The organism is Halegenticoccus tardaugens, from assembly GCF_004116405.1.
In the GTDB taxonomy this organism is placed as follows: Archaea; Halobacteriota; Halobacteria; order Halobacteriales; family Haloferacaceae; genus Halegenticoccus; species Halegenticoccus tardaugens.
Window position 1 is genome coordinate 462,307 of the sequence record NZ_SDIC01000002.1, and the last position, 16,908, is coordinate 479,214.

The 16,908-nt window shown below is 64.2% G+C and carries 15 protein-coding genes; 8 read left to right on the forward strand and 7 right to left on the reverse strand.

All coding sequences use genetic code 11. The features are described from left to right. Positions 1 to 96 precede the first annotated feature (96 nt). From C3L37_RS06365 to C3L37_RS24195, 5 genes are all read left to right on the forward strand, one after another. Positions 97 to 1,923 (forward strand): ABC transporter substrate-binding protein, encoded by a 1,827-nt coding sequence (locus C3L37_RS06365; RefSeq protein ID WP_129113769.1) that lies wholly within the window; start codon positions 97 to 99, stop codon positions 1,921 to 1,923. A 163-nt stretch (positions 1,924 to 2,086) separates the two neighbouring features. Then, the gene (locus tag C3L37_RS06370) at positions 2,087 to 3,088 is read left to right on the forward strand and encodes an ABC transporter permease (protein WP_129113770.1); all 1,002 of its coding nucleotides are present in this window, start codon (positions 2,087 to 2,089) and stop codon (positions 3,086 to 3,088) included. Between the two features lie 10 nt (positions 3,089 to 3,098). Beyond that, the gene (locus C3L37_RS06375; protein WP_129113771.1) at positions 3,099 to 4,193 is read left to right on the forward strand and encodes an ABC transporter permease; all 1,095 of its coding nucleotides are present in this window, start codon (positions 3,099 to 3,101) and stop codon (positions 4,191 to 4,193) included. A gap of 36 nt (positions 4,194 to 4,229) precedes the next feature. Beyond that, positions 4,230 to 5,291, forward strand: coding sequence for an ABC transporter ATP-binding protein (locus C3L37_RS24190; protein WP_164974688.1), 1,062 nt, complete (start codon positions 4,230 to 4,232; stop codon positions 5,289 to 5,291). After that, complete coding sequence (locus C3L37_RS24195) at positions 5,288 to 6,427, forward strand: oligopeptide/dipeptide ABC transporter ATP-binding protein (RefSeq protein WP_164974689.1); 1,140 nt, start codon at positions 5,288 to 5,290, stop codon at positions 6,425 to 6,427. Before C3L37_RS24190 ends, C3L37_RS24195 begins: the two co-directional genes overlap by 4 nt. Before the next feature lie 97 nt (positions 6,428 to 6,524). Here the strand turns inward: C3L37_RS24195 and C3L37_RS06385 are convergent, their stop codons facing one another. Next, positions 6,525 to 6,719 (reverse strand): hypothetical protein, encoded by a 195-nt coding sequence (locus tag C3L37_RS06385; RefSeq protein ID WP_129113772.1) that lies wholly within the window; start codon positions 6,717 to 6,719, stop codon positions 6,525 to 6,527. A 198-nt stretch (positions 6,720 to 6,917) separates the two neighbouring features. Here C3L37_RS06385 and C3L37_RS06390 point away from each other — a divergent pair, with 198 nt between their 5' ends. Continuing rightward, on the forward strand, positions 6,918 to 7,925 hold the full coding sequence (locus C3L37_RS06390) for a hypothetical protein (protein ID WP_129113773.1): 1,008 nt from the start codon (positions 6,918 to 6,920) through the stop codon (positions 7,923 to 7,925). Positions 7,926 to 7,961: 36 nt separating this feature from the next. Here the strand turns inward: C3L37_RS06390 and C3L37_RS06395 are convergent, their stop codons facing one another. After that, positions 7,962 to 9,344: a four-carbon acid sugar kinase family protein gene (locus C3L37_RS06395; protein ID WP_129113774.1), complete on the reverse strand. Its 1,383-nt coding sequence runs from the start codon at positions 9,342 to 9,344 to the stop codon at positions 7,962 to 7,964. Positions 9,345 to 9,576: 232 nt separating this feature from the next. Between C3L37_RS06395 and C3L37_RS06400 the strand changes: the two genes are divergently transcribed. Both C3L37_RS06400 and C3L37_RS06405 read left to right on the forward strand, forming a co-directional pair. Continuing rightward, entirely contained in the window at positions 9,577 to 10,230 is a 654-nt protein-coding gene (locus C3L37_RS06400) for a class II aldolase/adducin family protein (protein ID WP_129113775.1), read from the forward strand. 100 nt (positions 10,231 to 10,330) lie between these two features. Then, the gene (locus C3L37_RS06405) at positions 10,331 to 10,996 is read left to right on the forward strand and encodes an aspartate/glutamate racemase family protein (RefSeq protein WP_129113776.1); all 666 of its coding nucleotides are present in this window, start codon (positions 10,331 to 10,333) and stop codon (positions 10,994 to 10,996) included. Positions 10,997 to 11,075: 79 nt separating this feature from the next. Here the strand turns inward: C3L37_RS06405 and C3L37_RS06410 are convergent, their stop codons facing one another. The 5 genes from C3L37_RS06410 to C3L37_RS06430 form a co-directional block, all read right to left on the reverse strand. After that, positions 11,076 to 12,011, reverse strand: coding sequence for a DUF7551 domain-containing protein (locus C3L37_RS06410; protein WP_129113777.1), 936 nt, complete (start codon positions 12,009 to 12,011; stop codon positions 11,076 to 11,078). 46 nt (positions 12,012 to 12,057) lie between these two features. Continuing rightward, positions 12,058 to 13,176, reverse strand: coding sequence for an ABC transporter substrate-binding protein (locus tag C3L37_RS06415; RefSeq protein ID WP_394345786.1), 1,119 nt, complete (start codon positions 13,174 to 13,176; stop codon positions 12,058 to 12,060). Positions 13,177 to 13,351: 175 nt separating this feature from the next. Then, entirely contained in the window at positions 13,352 to 15,268 is a 1,917-nt protein-coding gene (locus C3L37_RS06420) for an ABC transporter ATP-binding protein (RefSeq protein WP_129113779.1), read from the reverse strand. Next, entirely contained in the window at positions 15,265 to 15,846 is a 582-nt protein-coding gene (locus tag C3L37_RS06425) for a hypothetical protein (RefSeq protein WP_129113780.1), read from the reverse strand. The genes C3L37_RS06420 and C3L37_RS06425 overlap by 4 nt, the downstream gene beginning before the upstream one ends. Positions 15,847 to 15,912: 66 nt before the next feature. Next, positions 15,913 to 16,794 carry a hypothetical protein gene (locus C3L37_RS06430; protein ID WP_323740454.1) on the reverse strand — a complete coding sequence of 294 codons (882 nt, stop codon included), beginning with the start codon at positions 16,792 to 16,794 and terminating at the stop codon, positions 15,913 to 15,915. Positions 16,795 to 16,908: the final 114 nt, after the last annotated feature.

Below are 16,908 nucleotides of genomic sequence, written 5' to 3' on the forward strand. Positions count from 1 at the left end.
CGTTGACGGGCGCCGATTCGATGATACGTTCCCGTCCGATCAGGTATAAGAGTTTACAAAACACTTTTTATGGAGTGCTCCAGACGGTGATAGAGAATGACACGCGACAGTCACTCCCAGGAGGAGAGTACCGACGGTTGGGCCTCTCGACGAAAGGTGCTCAAAGCCGCCAGCGTCGGCGCAATCGCGGGACTCGCTGGTTGTCAACGCGATACGGACGATCAAGCGGGGAGCGGAAACGGCACCGGAAATTCGAACAGTAATGCCCTCGATCCGGAGCTGACGCTCGATTCCCTCGGCGAGCCGGCGGACGACGTGCAGTGGAACGAGTTTAACTTCGCGAGCTACAAGTGGATGGTTCAGGCCCATGTGATGGATCCCTTCGGCGTGTACGACCCGGTCAAGGGCGAGTTCGTCGGCCTACTCGCGGATGACTGGACCGTCGACACCGAAAATCAGGTCCTCGAATTGAAGCTTAACCAAAACTACGAGTGGCACGACGGCGAGGAAACGATCAGGCCGGTCACGGCCGAAGACGTGCGCGTCCACTTCATGATGGAGCAGTACATGGGCTTTTCGTCGTCGGAGTACATCGACGAGATCGAAGCGGTCGACGAGTACACCGTCAAATTTCAACTCAAAGGAGGGCACGAGAACGAGGATTACATCCTGTTCAGCTTTCTGACGAACGTGCTGTCGCACGGCATGGAGGAGTACCAAGAGTGGCTTGGTCGGTTCGAAGGCGCGGAAAACGAAGACGAACAGGACGGGATAGCGTCGGAGCTCGCAGAGCACAGCATCAGCAGCGAGGACATGGAATCGTACGGTCCGTTCGCTGTCAAGGAAGCGTCGCGGGAGGAGCTCGTCACCGTCAAGAACGAGGGACACCCGGTGGCAGACGAGATCAACTTCCCGAACATGGTCTTCCAGTACTTCGGGAGTGAACAGAAGATCTACCAGTCGCTGGCCAACGGTCCGCTTGACGGTCACGTTCGGCTGAACGTTCCGTCCGACGTCGTCTCCGGCTTCCCCGATCACGTCGAGAACACGACGTACCCGTCGCTGGGCGGGCTGGCGCTTAAGTTCCGGTGGGACGATGACGCGCTGGGCGATCCGCGCGTCCGTCAGGCCATCGCGTATGTCATCGACCAGGAGACCGTCGCCGTCAACGCCGGAAACGAGACTCACGACCCCGTCTTCTATCAGACCGGCATGTCGCCGAGTCGCATGTGGGATTACCTGGACGACAAGGGTCCGTTCCCCGAGTACCGTAAAAATCACAACAGAGCGACCCAACTCCTCCAGGAGGCCGGATTTTCAAAGGAGGGCGACCAGTGGTACCGGCCGGATGGCGAGGAGTTCGGACCAACGATAAAAAGCGGAACGACGGGTGGGTCGGACCTGATCGCCCTCGAGACGATCACCAGCCAACTCCAGCAGTTCGGGATCTCGTCGCAGTTGCAAACCTCCGAAGCGACGTCATTCGAGTCGGACGTCTGGGAACCGGGCGATTTCCGGATCGCGACCGGTGCGTTCACCGCTGACTTCCCGCAGCCGTACGCGTGGTACAACCTCGTGTTCCTCGAAGACCGGGAGAACGTGGGGATGCCCAGCGAAATCTCCGTCCCCCCGGTCGGACGACCCGATGGTAACGAGAACGCACTCACGATTGATCTCGACGAGGCCGTCGTCAATCTCACTCGGTACGAAGGGAACGAACTGCAGCGGATAGTGCGGGAACTCGCGTGGGCATCCAGCTACGCGATGCCGCAGGTCCAGGTGTACGAGAACCGGACGCAAACGTGGTTCACCAACGACGAGTGGGAGTACCCGTCGCTCGACAGCGACGTCATGCAACGGCAGTTTTACACGCCGTTCCACTACATCGTGAAGACCGGGCAGTTCAAAGCGAAGACGAAGTAGTAGCGGAGGAGACTGGCTCTCTCTCTCTTCGACGAATCGGGCTGCTGAAACACGGTGACGCTCGCTGAAGTACGGCACAGTCGAAATTATATTGAGATGAATACCCAAGTATCCTCCACAGTCACCGTAGCATTTACAACCCCCGCTATAGAACCAGTTTGGTATGCAATGGCTCGCCAAGAGAATTGGCCAGGCGCTATTCACGCTCTGGGCGGTGATAACCCTGTCATTTGTGCTCATCCGGTATCTCCCCGGCGGACCAATCGATTATCTCGTCGTCAAGCTTAAAGAACAGGGCATCCCCGAGTCACAGATAGGCAACTACGTTAACAACTATATTAGCTTCGATCCAGATCAACCGCTCTGGATGCAGTACCTCGACTACGTGGCCTCAGTTCTCCAGGGCGACTTCGGGGAGGCGTATTACTTGGATGGACAAGTGCTCGACATCCTCGCGCAGGCGCTCCCGTGGACGGTGTTTCTCGCGGCGATCGGGACCTTCCTGACGACCGTGATCGGGATCGCTGTCGGGGGGTTTATGGCGTACACCGAAGGGAGCAAGTTCGACACGGGCGTTACTCTGTTTTCGACGATCGCGGGCGGCATCCCGTATTACGTGCTTGCCATCGGACTCCTATACGTGTTCGCCTATCGGCTGCAGTACTTCCCGACGGGCGGGCAAGTCAATCCTGATCTCGTCCCGGGGTTCAAGTGGCCCTACATCAAGAGTGTGCTGTACCACGCGACGCTCCCGATACTCTCGACGACGCTGGTCGGCTGGGGCGGGACGGCGCTGTCGATGCGCGGAAACAGCATCAGCATCTTGGGGGAAGATTACATTCGCGTCGCCCGCCTCCGAGGACTGCCCCGACGGCGGATCGCGCTTCGCTATGTCGCGCGCAACGCGATGCTTCCGATGTACACCGGGATCCTGCTCGCGATCGCGTTCATGCTCGGCGGCTCCGTGATTCTAGAGGAGATATTCGCGTACCCCGGTGTTGGCTACTACCTGTTTCAGGGAACTGTCGCGCGCGATTATCCGGTCATGATGGGCGGACTCGTCATGATCTCGACGGCGGTGATCGTCGGCGTGTTGATCGCCGATCTCACGTATAGCAAGATCGATCCGCGGGCGGCCGGTGAGGGCGAACGAGAGGCATACTGAGGAACCACCGATGGCATCACAACAATCCGACGGCGACCGGGTCGCAGAAGAGCTCCCGTTTCGAACGACGGCCGATGCGGAGATCACGGGCCGCGAACAGCTCCTGCACACCGTCGACAGCCTCATTATCGCGCCGTTTCGAATCCTGTGGGCGGACTGGCGAGCCAGAGTGGGCTTTCTGATCATCGTCTTATACGTCCTGATGGGTACCATCGGCGTGCTCGTCAACCCGGTCCCGACCTCGGGGATGGGAGAGCGGTACCTCCAGCCGTTCCACGACAACTGGCTGACGTTCGAGACGGTGACGATTCTGGGCGTTGGACTCCCGATCGACCCTGTTATTTACCTGCCGCTCGGAACCGACGCGATGAGCCAAGGGCTCTGGTCGCAGATCGTCCACGCGACGCCGGCGATGCTCAAGATGATCCTCGCCGGTGCGGTGTTCTCGACGGTTGTTGCGACGATCCTCGGCACACTCGCTGGATACAAGGGTGGGTTCACCGACCGGAGCATCATGACGATGGCAGATATTACGATGACGATTCCAGGGCTGCCGCTAGTGATCATCATCGCCGCCGTGCTCCGGCCTGACAACCCGTATATCATCGGTCTGATCCTCGGAATCAACAACTGGGCAGGGCTCTGTCGCGCGGTCCGCTCACAGGTGCTAAGCGTTCGTGAGCGGAACTTCGTCGAAGCGTCACGCGCGATGGGGCTGTCGACGCCGCGGATTCTCGTCGATGACATCATCCCGGACCTGATGTCGTACGTCTCCATCCACTTCGTCGGCGCAGCTCGCGGGATCATCTTCGAGTCGGTCGCCCTGTACTACCTCGGCATCTTGCCGTTCACGACGTTCAATTGGGGCGTAATGATGAACCTTGCCTATACGACCTCCGGCGCGCTATACACGTGGGAGTCCGCGCACTGGATCTTTCTCCCTATGATCACGATCACCATCCTCTCGGTTGGGCTGATCCTGTTCTCGCAGGGGCTGGATCGGATATTCAACCCACGCGTGCGAGCGCGCCACGTTAAGGCCGCCTCCGGTGGGGACGACGACGAAGAGCAAACGAGCCCGATGGCCACCGTGCCGACGAACTGAAGACTCATGACTTTCTCAAACCAATCGACAGACACGATGGGCGGACGAACAGACCGGGACGTGATCCTCGAAGTCCGGGACGTGAGCGTCAGCTTCGATATGGATCGGGGGGAATCTCGCGTGCTCGACTCCGTCTCGCTCGACATCTACCGCGACGAGATTCTGGGCGTGGTCGGTGAATCCGGCTCGGGCAAGTCGATGTTCGCGTCGGCGCTGCTCGACGCGGTCGTGCGCCCGGGACAACTCACCGGCGAAATCACGTACTATCCGACGGAAGGCGAGGAAATCGACCTCCTCGACCTGAGTCCGGCCGAGCTCAAGCGCCTCCGCTGGGAGGAGATCTCGATGGTGTTCCAGGGCGCGATGAGTTCGTTCAACCCGACGATGAAGATACGACAGCACTTCGAGGAGACGCTCGACGCCCACCAGCAGGACAGGGAGCGCGGCCTCGAACACGCCCGCGAACTCCTCTCGGACCTCTACCTGGATCCCGATCGCGTGCTCCGGAGCTACCCGCACGAACTCTCCGGCGGGATGAGCCAGCGCGCGCTCATCGCGCTGTCGCTCGTGCTCGAACCCCGGGTCCTCGTCATGGACGAGCCGACGGCGGCGCTCGACCTGTTGATGCAGCGGTCGATCCTCTCCCTGCTCGAACGCTTACAGGAAAAGTACAACCTCACGATCGTCTTCATCACGCACGACCTCCCGCTGGTGGCCGGTCTCGCCGATCGCCTCGCCGTCATGTACGCGTTCGAGTTCGCCGAGATCGGCCCGAGCGAGGAACTCATCCGGGACGCGGCGCATCCGTACGCGCGCTCGCTGCTCAAGGCTGTGCCGAACCTCGACGCGCCGCTCGATCGCATGCGGCCCATCGCGGGCTCCGCGCCAGACCCGGTCAACGTCCCGACGGGCTGTTCGTACCATCCGCGGTGCCCGCTGGCCGACGACGAGTGTATCGAGGCGGACCCCGGCTACTACGACGTCGGCGAAAACCGCGTCGCCGCCTGCCACCACTGGCGGGAGTCGAGCGAGGCGATCCCGTACTCTGTGAGCGGATCCGACGTCGACGAGGAGGATGACGTGGAGGTGGTCGAATGAGCGCCGACGAACCGCTCCTCCGGCTGGACGACGTCGAGGTCCACTTCGAAAGAAAGCGAGGACTCATCGATCGGGTACTCCGCACCCCCGGTGGAAAGACCGTCAAAGCGGTCGACGGCGTGTCGCTCGACATCGCGGAAAACGACGTGGTGGCGCTCGTCGGCGAGTCGGGGTGCGGAAAGACGACGCTCGGCAAGACGGCCGTCGCCCTGCAGCGTCCCACGGGCGGGTCGGTGACGTACCGCGGACAGGACGTCTGGAACGCGAAGGACGGGAAGGGCGACGTGGAGATACCGTACGAAGAGATCCGCCGGTCGCTGCAGATCATCCACCAGGACCCCGGCAGTTCGCTCAACCCCAATAAGACCATCATGAAGAGCCTGCAGGCGCCGCTGAAGAAGTGGCAGCCGAGTCTCAGCCCCAAGGACCGCCGGACCCGGGTCCTCGGGATGTTGGAGCACGTGGGCATGGCTCCGCCGGACGACTACGCGAATCGATACCCCCACCAGCTCAGCGGCGGGGAGAAACAGCGGACCGCGCTGGTTCGCGCCCTGCTGATGAATCCGGACGTCATCCTCGCCGACGAGGCGGTGTCGGCGCTGGACGTCTCCCTGCGGGTCGAGATGATGGACCTCCTGCTCGACCTGCAGAACGAGTTCGGGACGTCGTTCGTCTTCGTCTCCCACAACCTCTCGAACGCCCGCTACCTCGCGCAGAAGGCCGGCGGGCGGATCGCGGTGATGTACCTCGGTCGAATCGTCGAAGTCGGCACCGCCGAGGAACTGCTCGGGAACCCCCGCCACCCCTACACGAAGGTGCTCCGCTGGGCGACCGCCGACCTCGATCCGGACAAAGCGCGCGCGGGCGCGCCGCCCGTCAGGAAGATAGACATCCCCGACCCGTCGAATCCGCCGTCGGGCTGCCGATTCCACACCCGGTGTCCGAAAGCGCGCGAGGTCTGCGTCCGCGAAAATCCCGACCTGCGCCCCCATTCGGAGGATCCGTCGTCGCACGCGGCGTCCTGCTTCCGGCAGTTCCGGAACGGTGAGCACGAGTACTGGACCAGCCCCGAACTGACCGACGCACCGAACGTGGACGAGATCCGATCGGACGGGAACGCGATCGAAACGTCGTAGCCCGCTCGCGGGTCGCTCTCTCGATCTTCCCCCACGATCGGGGCTCCGAGCCGTCCGTTCGACCGTCGGGAACGCAGCCGCTGCCTCGGTCTCGGCCTTATCTCGGATCCAGCCCGCGCCAGTCGACGTACAGCAGCGCGCTCACGATCGTCAGGGTGGTGGCGATGACGACGAGACTCAGCACCGCGACGACGAACGCTCCGGTGCCGGGCTCGACGACGGTGAACGAGAGGGCGAGCAGCGCCAGGAGCACCATATTCACGCCGAAAACGATACGAAAGAACTCGCGCATATGTGGCCCCTCACGGCGGACGGTAATGAGGGTACCGCCGTCGAAACAGGTGGCGCTCGCCGGCGACGCGGGGACGCGCGACACGGAGACGCGCGAATCGACGTCGTTCGCGACCAGACGAAGCGGTCACCAGCGCTGAACCCGACGCGAAGACGAGCGTCCGGTAGCTATATGCACGGTCTCTCCGACTCCCGAGGCATGGAGCAGGGTGCGAGCTACTTCGGCGTTCGGGATCTCCGTCACGTCGAGGAGGATTTAGATCGATTCGCGGACGAGGGGCTGAATGCGATACTGCACACGTACAGCGAACGCGACCGGCTGTTCTACGAGGAGACGATGGCCAACGTCGTCGCCGCGAGCAACGACCGGGGATTCACGACGTACGTCAACCCGTGGGGCGTCGGAAAGGTGTTCGGCGGCGAGGCGCTCTCGCAGTTCCTCGGCAAGCATCCGGGGGACCGCCAGCAACTCGTCACGGGAAGCCGTGAACACGCCGCATGTTTCAACAGTCCGGCGTTCAGGGAATTCGTGCGCGAGTGGACGCGGTCGGCCGTGGGCCTCGACCCCGACGTCGTGTTCTGGGACGAACCCCACTGGATCCTCCCGGAGTGGTTCGACGACGACGAGCCCGACGACGCGTGGGTCTGTCGCTGCGAGCACTGCAGGCGGCGGTATCGCGAGGAACACGACGCGCCGATGCCGGCGACGGAGGACGACACCGTCCGCCGATTCCGCGAGGATTCGCTCCTCGAATTTCTCGACGAAATGATGGCCATCGTGCGCGAGGGGGGTGCGGAGAACGCGGTCTGTCTGGTACCGGAGTCGGACGCCGACCACGGCATCGCCGACTGGAAGCGACTCGCGGGCGGCGAGTACATCGACCTCATCTCGACGGACCCGTACTGGGGGCTGTTCGCCGGCGACGACGTCGAGGGATTCGTCCGCGACTCCGTCGACCGCGTCACCGATCTCGCGTCGACGCACGGTCTCCGGAGCCAGATCTGGGTGCAGGGCTTCGGCCTCCCCGACGATCCGTCGACCTACGACAACGTTCGAACCGCGACCCGATGCGCAGCCGAGAGCGAGGTCGATAGCGTCTTCATGTGGGGGTACGACGGCTGCCGCTCGATTTCGTCGATCGCCTCCAAAAACCCGGAGCGGGTGTGGGGGACGTATCTCGACGCGCTGCCAGAATCGTCCCCGTAATCGGGCCCGAACCGTCGCCCTGAGCGCGACCGATCGTCACGTCCACTCGTCGGCGTCGGCGCCCTCTCGGGCACGGACGAAGAACTCCTCGTCGCCGAGTTGACCGCCCTTCAGCGCGAGTTCGACGCCGTCGATCGCGGCGGTCCGCGAACGGGCCGTACAGAGCGGACTCCCGGGCGCGAGCGGATAGCGCGTACGCAGCGCGTACGCGTCGAGCGCCGGCATCGCGCGGCCGCACGTGTCGCCGCCCGCGACGCAGACGCGGCCGAGGCCCGTCCGATCGAGCAACCGACGCAGGAGCGCTCCCTGCGCCGTGCCGATGAACGCGCCCACGTCGTCCGGGGCGTCGTCGACGGCGGTCGCGCGCCGGCGCGTCTCCTCGATGGCGGGATCGTTCGGTCCGTGCGCGGCGAAGACGATCGCGCTGTCGCCCCGTTCGAGCGCCCGGAGCGCCGCCTCGAAGGCCCGCCGACGCGCCGCCTCCCGCGTCCCGGGGTCGACCAGGTCCGCCGTGTCGATGCGGACGCCGACGAACCCGGCGTCGAGCGCGGCGTCGATCTGTCGAGCCGTCAGCGGCGAGGCGCTGCCCGACATCACGAGGAGTCGGTCGACCGGGGGGAGAGGATCGAACCGCGGGCGGCGGTCGAGGACGCCCGTCGCGCGCCAGTGGTCGGCCAGCGCGTACTGGACGCCCGAGGAGCCGACGACGAACGTCGGATCGGACCGGTCTGTCGCACAGGCTTCCCAGACGGTGCCACCCGCGGTCCGGAGGTCATCTCCGTCGAGGGCGTCGAAGAAGACGACGCCCCTTTTCGCGCGGAGGCGCTCGAACCGGCGGATCGACGCGTCGAGTCCCTCTCGGACCGTCAGCACGTCGACGAGCCCGATCGACTGGTCGGTCTGCGCGGCGAGGTGACGGCGCAGGTCACTCTCGTCCATCGGCGTGACGGGGTGGTCGCGCATCGTCGGATGACGGTCGAGGCGGAAGACGTCGGCGTCGTCCTCGGCGAACATGTTCCCGAATACGACGTAGCGACCCAGCGGCGGCGCCGCCGGCACCACGGGGGTCGACTCGTCGGCGAATACGTCGGCGGCGATCTCGATGGCGCGGCCGATGCTGCCGACGTCGGGGGCGGAGTCGAACGTCGAACAGATCTTGTAGTGGACGAGCGGCGCGCCGAGGTTCGACAGCGCCTCGAAGATCCGAGGGAGCTTCTCGTCCATCGTTTCGGGGGCCATCGACCGACTGGTGCCGGCCACGCCGACGGCGTCGGCGTCCGGAAACTCCCGACGGAGCGTCGCGCGATCGGGCGCATCGAGGAACAGGACGGTTCGGACGCCCGCGCGGGCGAGGGCGTCCATCGCATCGGTCGACCCGGTCACGTCGTCGCCGTAGAAGGCGAGCAGCGGTGCGTCCATCTCACTCGCCCTCCGGCGTCCGTCGGCAACCGGGAGACGAGCGCGTGACGGTCCGTTCGGACCTCACGCTCCGCCCGTCGAGCGCGTTCGCGGATGCGTGCATACTCGTCCCCTTTCGTCGGGCGGGGTTAAAGACTCGCACGCCGGTCCGCGCCGCTCCCGCGCGAACTCTCGCGCGTTCCACGAACACTTATGTCCGCCCCCACCGCAGCACGTGACGGACGGAACCCCGATGACGGAACCAGCCACACTACGAGCGGAGCGCGAACGGGTGGGCCAACTCGGCCGAGAGATGCTCGCACAGGGGCTCACCCGCGGTACCGGCGGCAACGTGAGCGTCCGATCCGGAGACGGCGTCGCTATCAGTCCATCCGGAGTGCCGTACGAGGACGTCACTCCCGAAACGGTGCCCGTGGTCGACCTCGACGGGAACCGGCTTCGCGGAGACCTGAAGCCGTCGAGCGAGACGCCGATGCACGCGATACTCTACCGATCGCGGGACGACGTGGGGGGGATCGTCCACACTCACTCGCCGTACGCGAGTACGTTCGCCAGTCTGAACGAACCGATTCCGGCGTCGCACTACCTCATCGCGTACGTCGGGACGGAAATCCCGGTCGCCGGGTACGAGCCACCCGGCACGGAGGCGCTGGGCGGACTGGCCGCCGAAGCCATGGGCGAGGACTGCGACGCCGTGCTATTGAAAAACCATGGGGTGGTGGCCGTCGGGTCGACGGGAGCAGACGCGCTCGAAGTCGCCCAGATGGTCGAGTACTGCGCCCGCATCCACTACCAGGCGATCAGCGTCGGCGAACCCGAGATCCTACCCGACGATTCCGTGCGCGACCTTCGGAAGATGTTCACCGAATCGTACGGACAGCGATGATGCGTGACGACGGGACGCGATGGCCCACCGGTCACTCGCCTCACGGCCGGATCACGAACGATCGATGGATAGATGAGCACGCGCGTTCACAGTGAGTGTCATGCCCGAGAAAGTCTGTTTCTTTCACACGGTGGCGAGCCTCTCAGGTCGGTTCGACTCGCTAGCCGCCGAGTACGTCCCGGAAGCCGAAACGTTCCACATCGTCGACGAGAGCGTGCTCCAGGAACTCCTGTCCGTCGGCGAGTTGACTCCCGGGATAACCCGACGGATTTGCTCCCAGCTTTCGTTGGCTGAGGACGCCGGAGCCGACGTGATCCTCGACACGTGCTCCAGCACCTCGCCGGCGGTGGACGTCGCCCGTCGGATGGTGGACGCGCCGATCGTCAAGATCGACGATCCGATGGCGGAGGCCGCTGCCGCGCGCGGGGATCACGTCGCCGTCGTCGCGACGGCGGCGTCGACGCTCGACCCGAGTACAAACCTCGTCCGGCGAAAAGCCGATCGGATGGACGCGTCCGTCTCCGTCGAATCGGTCCTCATCGACGGCGCGCTCGATGCGCTCCAGGCCGGTGAGAAAGATCGACACGACCGCCTGGTGAGCGAACGAGTGCGCGAGATCGCAAGCGAGACGGACGTGGTCGTCCTGGCGCAGGCGTCCATGAGTCACCTCGCACCGACGCTCGGCGACGACGTGACCGTCCCCGTCTTGTCCAGTCCCGCGCTCGCGATGGAAGCCATCGCCTCGGAGAGCAAAGCGTCCGATTGAGGGTGGTTGATCAGGTTAACGGCGTGTGCTCGCTCGACCGCTATCCGGTCGAGCGCCTGCTGGAAATGCGTCCTGATCGTCAGTATGTGGACACCTCCGAGACGCAAACAAGACCCCTCGGATTTGCATCGGACGTTACGGTAAGGCGAAAACTCCACGTCGAGGGAATCTCGGCGTCGGTGCTGAGCCGGGCTCGCGAGATCACGAAGGCTGGGTCCGGTCTGCGGCGCAACAGGTCGATCACGAGCGGGAGCGTCGTGAACCGCTCCGTAGTCCCATCGAGGACATACCCGGAGAGGGTCACGTCCCACGATCGCCGGTCCTGGTCGAGATCGATCGCACACGGACCGAGCGTGTACTCCCGAGCGAGCTCGACCGAACACACGTGTGAGAGGGTCGCGTCGAGCGGATCTGCGTTCGAGTCCGGGTCGGGTAACAGCTCGGCGGCGTTCTCCAGGAGGCGGGCCTGCTCAGTCGGTGTGAGCCGCCGGTCGAGCTCGGTCGCCATGCTTTCCAGCAGGCGGAGGCACAGTTCGTCCGGGGAGTCGATGGTTTCTGCCTCGGCGAGATACGCGTCCACGATCGCTCGTTCGAGCGCATCGTGCTCCGACGCCGCGACCGCTTCGAACGCGGCTCCGGCGACGGCGTGACAGAAGTCGATGAGTCCGTGCCGGTCGCGTTCCGGGGTGGGCGATTCGATATCGCGACGCGGTTGCGGTTCGGCGCGCCGCTTTGCGGATAGGGTCGACGCAGTCGTCGGAGGCGCAGGGGCAGTCGACCCCTGACAGACGATCACGTCACAGTACGGGAGGTGCGGATCGTATCGGCGAAGTGCGTTCCGGTACTGCTCGGTCGCTCGGGCGGCCGCTCGTGCCGTCGCCCGGTCTTCGAAACGCAGGCCGGCGGCTGGAACCGGCTGATCACCGTACCGGGCACAAACCAGGTAGTACTCGCCGGCCTCGCTGGCCAGCGCCTCGATGTGACCGCGAATTTCGACGAGCGTCGTTCCGACCATAGGTGTGGAATTCGAGTGGGTGGTCGTGTTTTCCGGGCGTGTCGGCTCAGAGGTCGCCGTTCACGATGTCTGCGACGCGCTGGCGGTCGAACAGTTGTTCGTCGCCGAACGTTTCAGGATAGAGTCCCCGTGCCGCGCGTTCGAGCTGGAAGAGGTGGATGATGGGTCCTTGGTACGTGAGGCCGCCGTAGATGACGCGGTCGTTCTGCACCGCTTGGAGTTCGCTCGCAACGTCGTGCTCTTGCAGGTGCGAGACGATTTCCCGTTGGAAGTACTCCTGGGTGATCTCGCCCTGGAGCCGAACGGCGAGGGCGTCCGGATCGATCTCAAGCAGGGTTTCGAAATCAATTGTGCCGCCGTCCACCTGTGCGTCCGTGACGCCGTGCTTTGCGAGTGCGTCCCCTACCTGGAGGTCGTTCCAGTGCTTCGAGGCGGTGCCGTCGCCGACGAGGTACGGGTAGAACGACTCCGGCGGGACACCCGCGGGATACAGGAGCGCGACGTCCGGTGGCTCCTCGGGGAGGTGCGACTGGACGTCCGCCAGTACCTCGTCGTGATACTGGGTGAACGCCTCGTAGCGTTCGCGCTCCTGGAAGACGTCGGCGAGCTTCTCGAAGGCCTCGTACAGCGAGTAGTACCGGTAGTCGTGCCAGTCGTAGACCCGCGTGAAGCCCGTGTTCCCGAAGAACGGCCCGACGTTCTCGGTGATCTCCTCGACGTCGTCTTGGCTCCACTCGAGCCGATTCACCACGAAGTTCGGATCGATGACGTGGAGGTCCGCGTCGAGTTCGTAGAAAATCTCTTTCCCCGTCCCGTCCTCATAGAGCTCCGTGAGGTCGTCCTTGTTCACGGAGACGCCCGGCAGTACCTCGTACAGGTGCGTCCCGAACCGGGCACGGACGCCGATTGCGAGGAGGCCGTCGGCCTGCCCAAGGGCGACGCCCATGTCGGCGTAGTCGGCCGTGTACGGGAACCACGTCTCGGGAACGTCCTCGAACTCCACGGTTCCGACCGGCTCCATCGTCACCGAGTACGACGAGTCCGTCTCGGTCGTCGTCCCCGTTTCCGATTCAGTGTCGTTTGGGGTCGAGTTGGATTCTCCTCCACCGTCGCCCGTACAGCCGGCGAGCAGTCCGCCACCTACTAGTGCGCCGCCGTACTTCACGTACTCCCGTCGGGTCCGTTCGCGTCGCTCACTCCCCCGACGACTTCCCGCTCGCTCGCGCTCGCGGGAATCCCGCCGCGTCGGTGCCTCGTGTTCCGTGTCACACCGGGCCATATATTTTGGCCCGCCTAAAACAATATAACTCTGCCGGTTTTTCGGTGAGCCTAAAACATGGTCAACGCCGCGGCTCGGCGGTTCGTCCGTCGACTCGCTGGACGAACGTCTCGGGCAGCTCGTCGATCTCGCCCGCCTGTACCCCCCAGAGATTCGCGTACAATCCATCCGCGCCCAGTAACTCGTCGTGGCTCCCGCGCTCGACGATCTCTCCACCCTCGACGACGAGAATCGTATCCGCATCCTTGATCGTCGAGAGCCGGTGGGCGATCGCCAGCGTCGTACGCTCTGCCGTCAACCGGTCGAGCGACCGCTGGATCAGGTACTCCGTCTCCGTGTCCACGCTCGCGGTCGCCTCGTCCAGCAGGATGATCTCCGGATCCTGGAGGATCACGCGAGCGATCGCGATCCGCTGGCGCTGCCCCCCCGAGAGCTTGACGCCCCGTTCACCGACGCGCGTCTCGTACCCATCCGAGAGATTCTCGATGAACTCGTGCGCCTCTGCCGCTCTCGCCGCCTCGCGCACCTCCTCGTCACTCGCGTCGAATCGCCCGTACCGGATGTTCTCCGCGACCGTCCCGTCGAACAGGAACGTGTCCTGACTGACGTAGCCGACCGACTTCCGGAGACTGGCGAGGTCCACGTCCCGGACGTCGTGCCCGTCGACGCGAACCGCCCCGTCCGTCACGTCGTACAACCGAAGCAGGAGCTTCGCCACCGTCGATTTCCCCGCGCCGGTCGGCCCGACCAGCGCGACCGTCTCGCCCGCGTCGGCGGCGAACGTGACGCCGTCGAGCACCGTCTCTTCGCCATCGTAGGCGAACGTCACGTCGTCGTACTCGACCCGCCCGTCCACGTCCTCCAGCGCGATGGGGTTCGGTGCGTTCTCGATCCGTACTGGCACGTCCATCAGCCCGCAGATGCGCTTTCCCGAGGCACGCGCGTTCTCGTACCAGTCGACGATGCCCGACAGTTGGGCCATCGGTCCGGTGAGCTGTTGGGTCAACAGCATGAACGCGACGAAGTCGCCGATGGAAAGCTCGCCGTCGAAGAACAGTATCGGTCCCGAAAACACCCACAGCCCGCCGATGACGAACGTGGCGAGCAGGGCCGTCCCCGTGATCAGTTCCATCCCCGGTCGGTAGAAGTAACTCAACTTCAACACGTCCATCTGGGCGTCGAACACGTCCCGTGAGACGCCGCGAACGCGCTCGTTCTCGTAGGTCTCGGTGCTGGCGGTCTTGACGAGTTCGATGCCGCTCAGCCCGTTCTCGATGCGCGTGTTCAAATCGCCGATGGTCGAGCGAACCGTCGCGTACCGTGGTTCGATCACGCGAACGAACCACCACGTGAACGCGACCAGAAGCGGTATCGCTCCGAGCGTCACGAGCGCGAGTTGCCAGTTCGTGTACAACAGCGCCCCCGTGACCCCGAGGACAATCACCCCGATTCGGACGCTTTCGCCCAGCGCGTCGTCGAAGAACACCTCCAAGTTCCCCGTGTCGTTGTTGAGGATGGAGATGATCTCGCCGGTCTCTTTGTTGTCGAAGAACGTCATGTCGAGGCGCTGCATCTTCTCGTAGGCGTCCACGCGAACGGCGTACATCACGCCGTGGGCGAAGAAGTTGATCGCGACGCCGCGAATCCACTGGAGGATCGCCCCGCCGAGCAGCGCGGCGCCGATGATCGTCGCCGAGAGCCTGAACTGCTCGCCCCGCTCGGTCGGCAGCCACGGATCAGGGACGAGCGGGAGTGCATACGGGCTCTCTTGGGTGAAGACGGCGTCGATGGTCGCCCCGAGGACAATGGGCGTTACGAGCAGCGCGCCGTACGTCAGCACGCTCGTGGCGAGACCGACGACGAGCCACCGCCACTCACCGAGACCGTACGCTCCGAACAGCCGGAGCAACGGCTTCGATACCTGATCACGGTAGACGTCGAGTTCCGTCTCGAACTCCTTGTCGCCCTCGTCGTTCACCGGTTGACCTCCGTGTGGTCGCGTCGGCCGTCGGATTCATCGTTGTGTCGGGGTCGGAGCGGGTCGATCCGTGGACCTCGCTCGGTCAATTCGACGTTCGCGTCGATCTCCTCGGACGAAACGCACGACGACAGCGGGGCGTCGATGCCCGCTTCCCGGACTCGTCGAAACCGGTTGGAGTCGGAATCGACGGGCGTATCCGCGCCGTAGTAGTCGTCGAGCCACTCGACCCACGCGTCGCGGTCGGCCCACTGCTTATCGCAGATGGCAGCGCTTTCCGGCATGGAGTCGAACTCGGCGCAACCGCTCGGGGACAGACACACCTCGTAGGAGGTGTCTTCCAGTGTTGCCTGTTCAACTCCGTCAGCGTCCGTGTCAGTCTCTGTCGACGTGTCCGCCGAGTCGCTCTCTCCGGTACGACCAGCCAGCAGTCCACCACCGGCGACTGCCCCGCCGTACTTTACGTACTCCCGTCGCGTCCGTTCGCTTCGCTCACTCCCCCGACGACTTCCCGCTCGCTCGCGCTCGCGGGAATTCCACCGCGTTGATGCCTCGTGTCGCGTGTCGTTTCTTGTCATATATTTTATGACAGCCTAAAACACAAAGCGTTTTCGGTTCATCGGTCATCCTAAACCGGTATTACGTCAATACGGTGCACCGCACCGCGGACACATGGGCGGGCCGTTCTCCGGCAGCGAGAGTCCGCAGTGCGGACAGTCGCCATCACCGCCAGGCGACGTGATCTCCGTTACGACCTCGTCGGTCGTCCCGCGGATCGCATCAATAGTTCCGATCTCGTCGGGCCGCAACGCTTCCGGACTCTCCTCCGCGAACGCGTTTCGGGCGAACCGCAGTCGGTCGGCCACGAACGATTCCTCCTCGTCTGCGTCCGACATATCGTCCGCGGAAACTGTCGCATCATCCGGCCCTGAACGCAAGAGCAGTCCGAGTGCTTCCGCGGCTCGGCCGCGAACGTATGGATTCTCGTCAGCCAGCCGCGCTGCGATCGCGTCACTCACGTCTGCGAGTTTCGCCGGGTACTCACACCCGATCACGACCAGCGTCGTACACAGGTGATACCGAACGAGTTCGTTCTCGTCGGCGAGGTGCTCGGCGAGGTTCGACACCTGATGGCGAAGGCGATCCGGATCGCCCAGCGCGACGTATTCGAGCGCCTTCGCCAGCTTCTCCTTCACTTCCGGCTCGTCGAACGACAGTCCAATACGCAGGTCGGCTAACACGCCGGGTGAACCGACCTCTCGGGGGCGTTCGAGTGCGACGTACCCGAGCGCTTCGGCCGACCGAGCGCGCACGTAGTAGAACTCCTCCTCGTCCGCGAGTCGAGCAGCGAGCTCGGGGATGGACGACACGACGGCATCCGGGTCGACCTCAGCGACGGTGACGAATAGCTTGGCTGTCGTCAGGCGAATCGACCGCTCATCATCGGTGAGGAACGCTGTAAATTCGTCGAGGATCGGTTCGAATTCACGCGGCTGCTCCTCGACAAGGCGGCGTAACGCGTGCAAGGCAGTTTTCCGGTCCGCGGGAGGCGCTGTTTTGAGCTGTTCGAAGTGATCTCTCGCATCAGCCTCTGCTTGTCCGGCAAGTAGCTCGAGTAAGTGTTCGGGATTCGGTGGGTC